Genomic DNA, 13,485 nt, shown 5'->3' with positions numbered 1-13,485 from the left:
TTAAATAAAAATCAGGCGATGAAAGTTTTGTTTTTTCTGTTGTGTTTTATCAGTATAAATGCTTGCGAAAAAAGCTTTTCTCAACCTGTAAAAGGAATTATGATTAATGGTGAAAATGTGATTGAGCTTGTAAAGAGCAATAATGCAGAAGGATTAAGAACGGCTTTGGAAAACGGAGCCGATGTGAATACGAAAGATTCGAGAGGAAGATCCTTGCTGCTTCTTGCAGCGGTAGGAAAAAAGATAAAAATTGCAAAAATCCTTGTCGAATATAAAGCGGATGTTAATCTGCAGGACCAACAATTAGATAGTCCGTTTTTGTTTGCGGGTGCAAACGGACAGACAGAATTGGTGAAATTATTTCTGAAAAACGGAGCTCGTTTTGACGTTTTCAACAGATACAACGGAACGGCTTTAATTCCTGCCTGCGAAAGAGGTCATGTAGAAACGGTAAAAGTTTTGGCGAATACGGAAGGTTTTCCGATCAATCATGTGAACAGATTGGGATGGACTGCTTTAATGGAAGCGGTGATTTTAGGTGACGGAAGTTTAAAATATCAGCAAATTGTTCAGATCCTTAAAGATAAAGATGCAAAAGATATTCCCGATAAAGATGGAATTACCGCTTTGGAGCACGCAAAATCTTTAGGTTATAAAGAGATTGTAAAAATTTTAGAATCTTAAACTGCCCAAACTTATATTCTGAAAATGATTTCCTGCATAAATTTTACTAATTTTAGGCAAAAATCATTCGGAATGAGCCGTCGTTCAGATCATTTTCCGGTTTTAGGTATTCAGGATTTCAAGGATGATCATTCTTTGGAAACACATCTCTTGTTTAATGAGCTTTATGGAGAACGTTCTATCGATGATCCGCATAAACATGATTTTTTTATCATTAATATTTTTGAAAAAGCAAAAGGAAATCATACCATCGATTTTGTAGATTATGAAGTGAAAGATTATCAGATTCATTTGGTTTTCCCTGATCAGGTGCATCAATGGGATATTGAAGCTGGAACGGTAGGATATCAACTGATGATCAGCAGAGCTTGGTTTGAAAGTTTAATTCCTGCTCTGAGGTTTTCTCAATCATTTTACCAAAATCACCCTGTTATAGATCTTTCAGATACAAGTTTTGAATTTCTAGCTTATGAATTTAAGACCATCAAAAAACTGTTGAATGATGAGAATATCTTTTGGGAAATGATTCAGAAGCGAAGTGAAATGATCGGATTACTCATTAGTGAAGCGGTTGAATATATTTTTAAAAATGATGAGCAATACCATTCGAATCCTCTATTTTCAAAATTTTTAAATCTTATTGATGAGTATTTTAAAGAAGAACGTTCGGTTTCTTTTTATGCTGAAAAGCTTAATATTTCACCCAATTATTTAAATATTATCTGTAAAAAAAGCATTAATTCTTCAGCTTCATCGCTTATTCAGGATAGAATTTTACTTGAAGCTAAACGTCTTCTGAAAGTTTCAAAAAAATCGGTGAAAGATATTGTTTTTGATTTGGGATTTTATGATCAGGCAAGTTTTTCAAAATTTTTCAAATCTCAAACGGGAATGACTCCTTCTCAATTCAAAGAATGATCATTGAAAAAGGTTGAACTCCTATGGAGTTCTAATTGTAGTTCCTACCATTATGCTACAAAGGTATTGCTCCTCCGGAGCTACCCAGATTGTGAGACAAATTGGTATAAGGAAAATTCTAAATGAAAAATGATATAAGTTAATTGTTTAAACAAAAATTCCTCAGAAAATATTTCTAAGGAATTTTAATATTGATGTTGAATTTCATTATTGTAATCCGGACCAACCAACTGCCCAAGCTGGCGTTAAAATTCCGTTTCCAGCTCCGGTTGCATCGGGTTTTTCGGTATAAGTGTTGGCTAAAATTGTTACAGATGTACCCGCTGTTGAAGTAGCTGAAATCTTAGCCGTAACATTGGTGGCATTAAATAGAATGTCTTTTACTTTACTTTGACCGTTAAAATAAGTAACGGTTGCGTCACCTTGTAAATTAATACCTGTTTTCCAACTTGAAATCACGGCATTTTCAATCGTTGCTTGCGCTCCCGATGATAATAGTATACCATTAGCTTCGCCTGTGTCATTTCCTCCGATTACAGTCACGTTTTTGATAGTTGCGCTTGATTGAGGAGAAGCAGTAGGATTTGTAGCATTATTGATACCTTTAATTCCATTATTTCCTGTGCCGTCTGCTTTTCTTTTGGTATAAATATTTGTAGCACTACCAATCCATCCATCTTTGTAACTGAATGCGTGATTCGTATTCCCGATTGAAACAATATTTGAAACATTTACCGTTCCACCATAAATTTCAATACCGTCGTCTGCATTATTTAAAAGCGCTACACTTTCAACTCTGGTCTCGTTGCCAATTCCGAAAAGTGAAAGGCCGTTAAATTTTTTATTGGCGGCAAATTCGGCACCTGCATATTCAATTCTTACATAATTCAATGCTCCTGAATTGTCTGTAGCTTCGGTACCTCCGTAAGGTAAATTTCCTATTTCTGATGAACTTGTATTTCCTGTATTAATCGGAGCTTTACCACAAATAACTATTCCGCCCCAATTTCCTGCTTCGGCTGTTGTTGATGTAAATAAAATTGGTGAACCCGGAGTTCCGTTTGCATAAATTCTTCCACCCTGTTCTACAATTACGTAAGATGAAGCTCCTGCTGTCGCAGTAATTCTTGTTCCGGCAGGAATAACGAGAGTTCCCCCATTTTTTACCGTAACAATCCCGGTGAGTTTATAAAGCTTCATCGGATCAAGTGTTACAACTTGTCCGTTGGTAACATCACCTTTAAAATTATTAGGATCCTGAGCTATTCCAATAACTGGAATTGCAGAAGTTATATCTTCATCTTTACTGCACGAATGAATGGTAAATGACGAGCCAATAATAAAGGCAGCGATGATTATTTTTAAGTGATTTTTCTTCATAATTCTCAGATTACTCTTCTTCAACGAGATTTTTATCAATCTATTTTGAATGAGAAGACCAAATTACCATTTTTCTGTTTATTATCCCAATTCAAACGGTAATGAATTGATTTTAGATTAAATATTAAAAAATAAATTTAAATTGAGTGTAAAAAATAACCACGCCCGGAAAATAAATTCCGGGCGTGGTTTTCAATTTGATATGAAGAAACTAATTACTTAAATTCTACAATCCAGCCCAACCTGTAGCCCAAGTTGGAGTGTTTATTCCATTTCCAGCCCCAGTTGCAGAAGCATTTTCTGAATAAGTGTTTGCTAAGATTGTTACGGCTGCACCTGCTGTATTTTTAGCAGAAGCTTTAGTAGCAACATTGGTATCAAATTTAACGTTAGTAATCCTGTTACCACCGTTGAAATAAGCTACAGAAGCATCATGCTCAACATTGATACCGGTAGTCCAGTTAGATAACACCAAGTTATCAAAAGTACCATAAGTACCAACTCTTAATTTTAATGCATCAGCTTCACCTGTTGTACCTCCGATGAAAGTAGCATTTTTGATAGTAGGGTTAGATCTTGGGTTTGCGTTGTTATCTAAAGAGTTGTTATCGGCTTCGATACCTCTGTTACCAACACCGTTTGCTCTTCTTTTTGTATAAATGTTTGTTGCAGTTCCGTTCCAACCTTCAGTCCAGTCGAAAGCGTCATCTTCGTTAGCAACAGAAACGATGTTTGATACGTTTACTGTTCCTCCAAAAAACTCGATACCATCATCAGATCCGTTGATTAATGAAATGTTATCAATTGTAGTTCCGTTACCAACTCCGAAAAGAGAAAGACCGTTAAATTCTTTATCACCTGTAAAGATTGCACCTGCATATTCAATTCTTACGAATTTTAAGATTCCTGAATTATCAGAAACATTAGTTCCTCCGTATGTTGCGTTACCAACTTCAGCAGTTGCAGTAGTTCCTTTATTGATAGGAGCTTTACCGCAAATTACTAAACCTCCCCAGCTTCCTGGTGTAGGGTTTGGTGAAGTCATTACAATTGGAGAAGAAGCTGTACCGTTTGCAAAGATTTTACCATCTTGCTCAACTGTAATATAAGCAGAAGTACCACCTGAAGCTTCAATTCTTGTTCCTGCAGGAATTACTAATGTACCACCAGCTTTTACAGCAACGGCACCCGTAAGTTTATAAACTTTTGTTGGATCTAAAGTTACTGTTTCACCAGATTTTACTTCTCCCTTAAAGTTATTAGGATCAGAAGCGATACCTGTAGCGATGATTTCTTCGTCATCATTATTACTACAAGATTGGAATACTACAGCTGTTGTCGACATAATGAATGCAGCAGCTAATAATTTTAAAGTGTTCTTTTTCATTTTACAATATTTTATATTTATTTTTTATTAGAATTCATAAGAAATGCTTGCTCCTACAGCTGTTCCTCTTTTATATTTTTTTGATGCAAGTTCATTTCCTGTTATTAAATTGTCTTGAACTCTTGTGAAATAAGGATTAATTAGGTTTCTTCCTGTGAAAGAGAAGCCCATTCCATTTGATAATTTAAATTTCAAAGTGGCATCTAAAGTACTGAATGCCTTATCTACCATATTTCCTCTGTTTTGTGTACCTAAAGAGTAAATGTTATCTGAAATATAAGAGTATGAAACAACCAAATCCATCGAGTTTTTGTTACCCCATTTCTGTTCTAAACCAATATTGGCATTAGCTAAGAAATCTGAAGCACCCTGCATTTTATCTTTTGTAACATTGAAGTTAGTAGAGTAATTTGATTGTCCAGGTCCTGAATTCTCTTTAGCAACTTTGTCGTTGTCAAGTTCTTGTTCAGTATTCAAATAAGTACCGTTCAAGAATGCGTATAATCTTGTGTTTCCGGCACTGTATATGTCTTTTCTTATTTCTGCTTCCACTCCATATACTCTTCCTGTGTCTCCTACGTTCATTACAGAAGTAGAGTTGGAAGATGAATTAATGGTTACTCTTGCAAGAGGATTTTGGATATATTTTCCAAATGCAGATAATGACACTAATTCATTTTTGCTTGGAAACCATTCCCATTTTAAATCTATATTATAGTTGTCTGCAAGGTAGTTTGATTGATTACCCAATGTACTTTCTTCAATATCTTCATATTCGAAAGGTGCAATTTCAAGTAACAATGGTGAGGTGTAAGTTTTAGATCCCGCTAATCTTAAATTATGTTTATCATTTAAGCTATATTTTAAGTTGAAAGCAGGTAAGATTTTATTGTAATCTCTGTCTTGTTTTCCTTCCTGAATTGCAGTATTGTATTTAAGTTTTTGCATTAGATTTTCGTATCTTACTCCAACCTGTGCTGTAAACTTATCGCTGAATTTGTAATCTACATTTACATAACCTGCATTATTAGTCATTTCAGAAGTAAATGTTTGCGGAATTAATGCTTGTTCCGGAGAATATTTCACATCACCTCTAAAAGTTACAACATCAAAGAAAACTCCCGACTGATAATTAGCAAGATTAAAGAATGTGTCATAATTTTTAGGATCAACAAAGTAGCTTCCCTGTACCGGCAAAATTCGAAAGTTATACTGTGTTGCTTTGAAATCACTGTCTTTATATCTTCCGCTATATCCTAAAGTAATTTTTGCGCTTTCTCCCAATTTGTAATCTGCATGAATATCACCTACAAAATCATTCTCCAAAAGCTGATCGTAATATCTGTTGTTTGCTCCAGGATTACTACTTGCGAAGAAGCTATAGTTTTGTTGTTTGTCTAAAACAGTTACATTCTGTTGTCTGTCTGGTCTTCTGCTGTCTAATCTGTTATATCCAATATTCCAAGATATTTTCAATGGTTCAGATAATGTATGCTCACCTCTTAATTGGTTGACTAATAAATCGTTAATACGAGTTGTGGCTCTTCTCAGCTGAGTTGTGTATCTTGTCTGGTTAACATCATTATCATAATAATCTCTGTTATATCCTGAAAAATTTCCTAATTTCTGCTCAGAAGTATGGATATAATTTGATGATAGATTAATATTATGATTAGGATTAATTTTGTAATTAATATTTACTAAACCAGTTGTATTGGTAGTATATTTAAATTCTTCTGCTTGAGTATATATTCTAAGAGCATCGTCCTGTGCGCTATATGTACCTCCTGTGATTCCGTTAAAATATTCGTAGCTGTTATCAAAACCTCCGTATCCGAAAATACTTAGTTTTCCTTGGCTTCCAACTTTGAAATTAGTTCCGAAATCAAAGCTCAAGTTAGAGTTGAAAGGATTGTTTACTTCCTGATCTTTCCAAGACGTATTAAAAACATATCCTCTATTTGCAACTGCATTTTTAGAAGGCTGCTCCAGTTTAGCAAAGCCAAAATAGCTTGGTCCGTCCTGAAGAAAAAAATTGTTTTTCTGAACTGCATTAAAATTAACAGAAGAACCTAAGTTTACTTTAAAATAAGGTTTTCCTGTGTAAACTTTTGTTACAATATCAACATTGGCTCCAGACATATCACCCCAAAGTCTTGGGTTATACACTTTTTCCAAACCAATAAAATCGATCATATCAGTTTTTATGATACTTAAATCGATGTTCTTATATAAAGGATCGTTTGAAGGAACCTGAAGTCCGTTGATGGTTGTAGAGTTGTTACGGTCACCAAGACCACGGATGAAAATTTGTCCGCTACCTTCTTGTTTTTGCGATCCTGTTGCTTTCGTTACGGCTACAGAAACGTCGCCTACACCTTGTTTTTCCAGCTGTACAGAACCTACACGTTCAATTACTTCAACAGATTTTCTCTGTACAGTGATGATGTTAGATTCGCTACCTTTCTTTGTTGTTCCCTGAATAATAACACCCTCAATCTTTTTTTCGTTCTTTACGGTGTCATTTTTTTCTTGAGCGTACATTAAAGTACCAGATGTGGTAAGGAATAATGCAGCGATACTCAGTTTTCTAAAATTCATTTCTTTTTTACTAATTACTTTCGGTGCAAAGGAAGAAAAGATTGTTCGTGTAAATGGTTTAGTAAAATTTAAATTTTTCTTAACTAAACATTACGAAAAGGAAATTATTGTTAACTTTATGTGAACGATAACCATTGTGTTAATCCATCATTCAAAATTGATTAACTTTGAAACGTAAAAATTGAAAATGAACCAAAAGAAAATTCTTCTAATAGACGATGAACTCGATATTCTAGAGATTCTGTCTTACAATCTGGAAAAAGAAGGCTACGACATTTATACCGCTACAAATGGTAACGAAGGTATAGATAAAGCCAAAGAAATTATTCCTGATTTAATATTATTAGATGTAATGATGCCCGAAAAAGACGGTATCGAGACTTGCCAGGAACTTAGAAAAGTAAAAGAGCTGCAAAAAACGCTTATTGTTTTTCTTTCTGCAAGAAGTGAAGAGTTTTCTCAGTTGGCTGGCTTTCAGGCAGGAGCAAACGATTATGTTGTAAAACTAATCAAACCGAAAATTCTTATTTCTAAAGTAAATGCATTGCTTCAGCTGACTTCTCAGGTTTCTGATAATGCCAAACTGATAGAAATTGGTGATTTAATCATTGATAAAGACAACTTCAGAGTTTCAAAAAGCGGGCAGCAGTTTTTATTGCCTAAAAAAGAATTCGATTTGCTTTATCTTTTAGCTTCAAACACAGAAAAAGTGTTTAAAAGAGAAGAAATTCTCGAAAAAGTTTGGGGGAATGACGTGATTGTTGGTGAAAGAACAATTGATGTACATATCCGTAGACTGAGAGAAAAATTAGGAATCAACACGATTCAGACTTTAAAAGGTATTGGGTATAAATTAATTGTTTAACTCAAAAAATCCTAGCTTTACATTTAACCTATAAAATTTTGTAAAATTGAAATTTTACAGACTTACCCTAGTTTCATCATGTCTGCTTACATTGGTGATGTTTGTTTTAGTGATTATTTTCGATTCACTGAAAGATATTTATTACCATACTTCTCAGTTTAAGATTGGTCTTTTTGTGTGCATCGTTTTGATGTTTATTATTAATTATGTGGTCTTAGAACTTCTGTTTAATTATTACGCAAAAAAACAGGTCAGAAAAATTTCGAAAATTCTTCCGGAAGAAATTGTTTACAGTGATCAGAATAATATTACACTGAAAGAGTTGGGCGAAAGATTTTCAGACTTCAATCAACAACAGCTCACCGAGATGGATATGATGAAGGAAATGGAAAGTTACCGTAAAGAATACATCGGAAATGTTTCGCATGAGCTGAAAACTCCACTTTTTTCGATTCAAGGTTATGTAGAAACTTTGGTTGACGGGGGAGTTGATAACTTAACGATTCGTGATAAATATTTAGAAAGAATTGGGATCTCTGTAGAAAGATTGATCGCTATCGTCAACGATCTCGATATGATCAACAGATTGGAAGCCGGAGAAATCAATCTTACTGTTTCAAAATTTGATGTTAATATTCTGATAAAAGAAATTTTTGACCTTTTAGATCTTGAAGCCGAAAAAAACAATACCGTTTTACAGCTTCAGACTTTACATAGCCAGATTTTTGTGGAGGCAGACAAACAAAAGATTTCTCAGGTTTTTATTAATTTAATTTCAAATGCTATTCATTACGCCAACAGACAGGAAGCTAGAGTAGTGGTGAAAACAAGTGTTCTCAAAAACAAAGTACTCATCGAAGTGATTGACAATGGGATGGGAATAAAAGCCGAACTTTTACCAAGAATTTTTGAAAGATTTTATAGAGTAGAGACCAGCCGAAGCCGAAGACAAGGTGGTTCCGGATTAGGACTTGCCATTGTAAAGCACATTCTGGAAGCTCATAACGAAAATATTACGGTAGAAAGCGTTTACTTGGAAGGCACAAAATTTAGTTTTATGCTCGAGAAAAGTAAATGATTTTGGCGAAATGTAAGAAAAAAAAAGTTTCTAAAAAATTATTAAATATTTTTTGTAAAATCTCATTTATTATATATTTGCATCAAGAATTTATCATAATAAATAAAGGCAAAAAGTAATTGAAATACTGATATGGTTTACAAAATCCGTGTAATATTAGATACGAAAGAAGACATTTTCCGCGATGTAGAAATCAAAGGAAAACAAACACTCTGGAACTTACATTTGGGAATTAAAAGTGCATTCAATCTTAGTGGAGATGAGCTGTCTACTTTTAATCTTCTCGAAGAAGATGGTACTGTTGTAAAAAGCGTTCCACTTGAAGATATGAGTGATGATGGTGATGGCGAGATTATGTCAGATGTGTACATCGATGAAGCATTTGAGTCAGCAGGAGACAAAGCACAGTTCCAGTATGGATTACTTGATCTTTGGGAATTTTTCTGCGAACTTGTAGAAGTGGTAGAAGAAACAAAAGGTGTAAATTATCCACTTACTGCATACAGATTCGGAAACGCTCCTTTAAAAGCTCCAAGCAAAAATAAAAGCGCTGCAGGATCAAAAAATAAAAAATCGGCAATGCCTTTAATGGATGACGATTTTAATTTTGATGATGATTTCGGAGGTGGAAGCAATAACTTTGCAGATGAAGATGACGATAGTTTTGATGATGATGAAGAAGAAGATGACTATAATGATGATGTTTTCGATGATGAAGACGATGACAACGAAAGATAGAAATTAAAATATAGCCCTGAAGTAAAATTCAGGGTTTTTTGTTTCAAATAAATTTTAAAACTCAATTTCTTATTTTTGCAAAGAATTTCAGTCAAAAACTGATTGTACGAAACAGCATCTGTTTCCTTTATTTTTTAAAATGAAAACGAATATGGATTTACCTCAGGAATGGAAACACACCACCAATATATATGAAGTTAACGTAAGACAATATACTAAAGAAGGCACTTTCAGAGCGTTTGAAAAAGAAATGCCACGTCTGAAAAATATGGGCGTTAAAACTTTATGGTTCATGCCGATTACTCCTATTGCTCAAAAAAATAAGAAGGGAAGTCTCGGAAGTCCTTATGCAGCGTCAGATTACACTTCGATCAATCCAGAGTTTGGAACGATGGATGATTTCAAACATTTGGTGAATGAAGCGCACCGGTTAGGTTTTAAAGTAATTATCGACTGGGTTGCCAATCATACAGGTTGGGATCATGTTTGGACAAAAACGAATCCTGAATTTTACCTGAAAGAAAATGATGATTTCAAAATGGCTTCCGGAATGGATGATATTATTGAGCTTGATCATCAGAATCAGGAAATGAGGAAAGCGATGATTGATGCGATGAAATTCTGGATTGAAGAAACCGATATTGATGGCTTCAGATGCGATTTGGCTTCTTGGGTAACGGTAGATTTTTGGAAAGAAGCAAGACCTGAAGTAGAAAAAATAAAACCTCTTTTCTGGATTGGTGAGTTTGATGAATTGGAAAGTCCGGAATACGGAAAAGTTTTTGATGCAAGCTATTCTTGGAAATGGATGCACAAATCTGCCGAATTTTATAAAGACAATCAACCGATTCATGAACTTGTAGATTTGCTTAGAAAATATTCTCAAATCGGAGATTCTTCAATGAGAGCTTGGTTTACAAGTAATCACGATGAAAATTCCTGGAACGGAACAGAATACGAAAAGTATGGAGATATTACCAAACCAATGGCAATATTTTCAGCAACTTGGAACGGAATTCCTTTATTGTATTCTGGTCAGGAACTTCCTAATCTGAAAAGATTAGAATTTTTTGAAAAAGATCCAATTGAGTGGACGAACCATTGCGAAATGGCTGATTTTTATAAAACTTTATTGAATCTGAAATCTTCAAACCCAGCTTTAAGAGGTGGTGATTCAAATGTTGTGACCTATCTTTTAAATACTTCTGCGAATGATAAAATTTTTGCTTACATCAGAAAAAATAAATGGAATGAAGTTTTAGTGGTGCTTAATTTTTCAAAAGAAAATGTAGAATTTACCATTGAAGATGAAAATGTTTCCGGAGCTTTTAAAAATATTTTTGATGGTACGAAAAGAGATTTCAACAACGGTAAAAACTTTAGTTTTAAGGTTTCTGATTACGCTGTTTTTGAAAAATAAATTGGCATAAAGTTATGATGTAAGTTTTTCTTTTAAGATTAAATCAAAATACATAACTTTAAAAATATATTATAATGGAAGCGGGCTTTAGCCCGTTTTTTAATGAATTAAAGAAAAGGCTTTAGCCAAAATTTAATATGAACAAATCTTCACTTATCAATATTGTTAAATTAAAACTCTCCGAAAAAATCAACAACTTCGAGAAGCTGATTTCTGAAACTCGTGCATCAAGCAACGATACGAAAAGTTCAATGGGAGATAAATATGAAACAGGAAGAGAAATGCTTCAGCAGGAAATCAATAATCTTCAGATTCAATTAAATGAAGTTTTGAAGCAACAGGATTTTCTGAAAACGATACTTCCAAAACAGTCTGAAAAAGCAGAAAAAGGAGCGGTTGTAAAAACTGAAAAAGGTTTGTTTTTTATTTCGGTTTCTTTGGGTGAAATTACTTTTGAAAATCAAAAAATTATCTGTATTTCTCCGGAATCTCCTTTAGCAAAAGCAATGAATGGAAAACAGGAAAGCGATTCTTTTTCGCTCAATACGATGAATCAGAAAATTATTGATATTCAGTAGTTTTAAGTTTGAAAACATCATTGATTCAAAAAGAAACATTTATGAATTTATTAACTTTTAAAAACCTCTCTTTGCATAATTTTTGTTGATTTATTATCATAATTAAATATCATTTATTATGAAAATTTTAAATAATAAAGTAGCATTGGTTACTGGCGCAGGTTCAGGAATTGGACTTGCTATCGCAAAATTATACGCTCAAGAAGGAGCAAAAGTTATCGTTTCAGACATCAATGAAGAGCATGGGAAATCTGCCGTTGAACAGATAAAGTCAGAAGGCGGTGAAGCAAGTTTCGTAAAAGCAGATACTTCAAATCCTGAACAGGTGGAAGCTTTGGTAAAAGCAACCGTTGATACTTACGGAAGATTAGATATTGCTTGTAACAATGCCGGAATTGGCGGTGAAGCAAACCAAACGGGAGATTACAGTCTTGATGGATGGAAAAAAGTGATTGATATTAATCTCGATGGCGTTTTCTACGGTTGTAAATACGAATTGACGCAAATGGAAAAAAATGGAGGTGGTGTTATTGTAAACATCGCATCGATTCACGGAACAGTTGCGGCTCCATTATCATCAGCTTATACTTCTACTAAACATGCTGTTGTGGGTTTGACAAAAAATATCGGAGCAGAATATGGTCAGAAAAATATTCGTTGTAATGCAGTTGGACCAGGTTATATTGATACTCCTCTTTTGAATCAATTGGACGAAGAACATAAAAAAGCATTGATTGCAAAACATCCGATGGGAAGATTAGGAAAGTCTGAAGAAGTTGCAGAACTGGTTCTTTTCTTAAGTTCTGATAAATCATCATTTATGACGGGAGGCTATTATTTGGTTGATGGAGGTTATACAGCAGTTTAATTCCTTAAAAATAAATTTATAGAAGCATTCATTTTTTGTGAATGCTTTTTTTTGATAGAAAATTGAAATCGTATTGATATGGATAACTTTAGTTTTGAAATGAAGATTTTAAACTTAGTTTTTTCTAAATTTGAGGGATAATTTTTCGCAATGCAAAACTACCTCGATTTACTTCAGCATATTTTAGATAACGGAACCGATAAAACCGACAGAACAGGAACAGGAACACATAGTGTTTTTGGATATCAGTTGCGTTACGACTTATCAAAAGGATTTCCTTTGGTTACGACCAAAAAGGTTCATTTGAAATCTATTATCTATGAATTGCTTTGGTTCATAAAAGGAGATACCAATATCAAATATCTTACCGACAACGGAGTTTCTATTTGGAATGAATGGGCCGATGAAAACGGAGATTTAGGTCCTGTTTACGGCGCGCAATGGAGAAGTTGGAGCGGAGCCGACGGAAAAGTAGTTGACCAGTTTTCTGATGTCATCGAACAAATTAAAAAAAATCCTGATTCCAGAAGGTTAATTGTCTCTGCATGGAACGCTGCCGAAATTCCGAATATGGCTTTGGCGCCTTGCCATGCTTTATTTCAGTTTTATGTAGCAGATGGAAAATTGTCGCTTCAATTGTACCAAAGAAGTGCAGATGTTTTCTTGGGTGTTCCTTTCAATATTGCAAGTTATGCGCTTTTATTGATGATGGTTGCGCAGGTTACAGGTCTTGAAGTTGGTGATTATGTACATACTTTTGGGGATGTACATATTTACAATAATCATTTTGAACAGGTTAACAAACAACTTTCCAGAGAGACACGACCTTTGCCAACAATGAAACTCAATCCTGAAATTAAAGATATTTTTGATTTTAATTTTGAGGATTTTACTTTAGAAAATTATGATCCTCATCCGGGAATTAAAGCTCCTGTTGCGATATAATTTTTTAGTAATAAAATCATTAA

General features: G+C 34.1%; 12 protein-coding genes. 9 read left to right on the top strand and 3 right to left on the bottom strand.

What is annotated here, in order from left to right; all coding sequences use genetic code 11:
• Positions 1-18 precede the first annotated feature (18 nt).
• Complete coding sequence (locus tag FDY99_RS05430; RefSeq protein WP_139419789.1) at positions 19-684, top strand: ankyrin repeat domain-containing protein; 666 nt, start codon at positions 19-21, stop codon at positions 682-684.
• Between the two features lie 72 nt (positions 685-756).
• On the top strand, positions 757-1,602 hold the full coding sequence (locus FDY99_RS05425) for a helix-turn-helix domain-containing protein (RefSeq protein ID WP_139419787.1): 846 nt from the start codon (positions 757-759) through the stop codon (positions 1,600-1,602).
• Between the two features lie 207 nt (positions 1,603-1,809).
• Here FDY99_RS05425 and FDY99_RS05420 read toward each other — a convergent pair whose 3' ends face one another.
• The 3 genes from FDY99_RS05420 to FDY99_RS05410 all read right to left on the bottom strand — a co-directional run bounded on the left by FDY99_RS05420 (position 1,810) and on the right by FDY99_RS05410 (position 6,970).
• Positions 1,810-2,982 (bottom strand): hypothetical protein, encoded by a 1,173-nt coding sequence (locus tag FDY99_RS05420; protein WP_139419785.1) that lies wholly within the window; start codon positions 2,980-2,982, stop codon positions 1,810-1,812.
• Between the two features lie 226 nt (positions 2,983-3,208).
• Positions 3,209-4,369: a hypothetical protein gene (locus FDY99_RS05415; RefSeq protein WP_139419783.1), complete on the bottom strand. Its 1,161-nt coding sequence runs from the start codon at positions 4,367-4,369 to the stop codon at positions 3,209-3,211.
• 27 nt (positions 4,370-4,396) lie between these two features.
• Positions 4,397-6,970 (bottom strand): TonB-dependent receptor domain-containing protein, encoded by a 2,574-nt coding sequence (locus FDY99_RS05410; protein ID WP_139419781.1) that lies wholly within the window; start codon positions 6,968-6,970, stop codon positions 4,397-4,399.
• Positions 6,971-7,157: 187 nt separating this feature from the next.
• On the opposite strand from FDY99_RS05410, the gene FDY99_RS05405 reads away from it, so the two are divergent.
• The 7 genes from FDY99_RS05405 to FDY99_RS05375 all read left to right on the top strand — a co-directional run bounded on the left by FDY99_RS05405 (position 7,158) and on the right by FDY99_RS05375 (position 13,462).
• Positions 7,158-7,835: a response regulator gene (locus tag FDY99_RS05405; RefSeq protein WP_074229871.1), complete on the top strand. Its 678-nt coding sequence runs from the start codon at positions 7,158-7,160 to the stop codon at positions 7,833-7,835.
• Positions 7,836-7,881: 46 nt separating this feature from the next.
• On the top strand, positions 7,882-8,913 hold the full coding sequence (locus FDY99_RS05400; protein WP_074229870.1) for a sensor histidine kinase: 1,032 nt from the start codon (positions 7,882-7,884) through the stop codon (positions 8,911-8,913).
• 132 nt (positions 8,914-9,045) lie between these two features.
• Complete coding sequence (locus tag FDY99_RS05395) at positions 9,046-9,651, top strand: plasmid pRiA4b ORF-3 family protein (protein WP_139419779.1); 606 nt, start codon at positions 9,046-9,048, stop codon at positions 9,649-9,651.
• A gap of 139 nt (positions 9,652-9,790) precedes the next feature.
• Complete coding sequence (locus tag FDY99_RS05390) at positions 9,791-11,071, top strand: alpha-amylase family glycosyl hydrolase (RefSeq protein ID WP_139419777.1); 1,281 nt, start codon at positions 9,791-9,793, stop codon at positions 11,069-11,071.
• A 137-nt stretch (positions 11,072-11,208) separates the two neighbouring features.
• Complete coding sequence (locus tag FDY99_RS05385) at positions 11,209-11,649, top strand: hypothetical protein (protein WP_139419775.1); 441 nt, start codon at positions 11,209-11,211, stop codon at positions 11,647-11,649.
• A 118-nt stretch (positions 11,650-11,767) separates the two neighbouring features.
• On the top strand, positions 11,768-12,517 hold the full coding sequence (locus FDY99_RS05380; RefSeq protein WP_066680072.1) for an SDR family NAD(P)-dependent oxidoreductase: 750 nt from the start codon (positions 11,768-11,770) through the stop codon (positions 12,515-12,517).
• 150 nt (positions 12,518-12,667) lie between these two features.
• Positions 12,668-13,462, top strand: coding sequence for a thymidylate synthase (locus FDY99_RS05375; protein ID WP_139419773.1), 795 nt, complete (start codon positions 12,668-12,670; stop codon positions 13,460-13,462).
• Positions 13,463-13,485: the final 23 nt, after the last annotated feature.

Origin of the sequence: Chryseobacterium mulctrae, assembly GCF_006175945.1 — a bacterium.
In the GTDB taxonomy this organism is placed as follows: domain Bacteria; phylum Bacteroidota; class Bacteroidia; order Flavobacteriales; family Weeksellaceae; genus Chryseobacterium; species Chryseobacterium mulctrae.
Note: the sequence above shows the minus strand (reverse complement) of the source record. Positions and strands in the feature narration are given on the sequence as shown.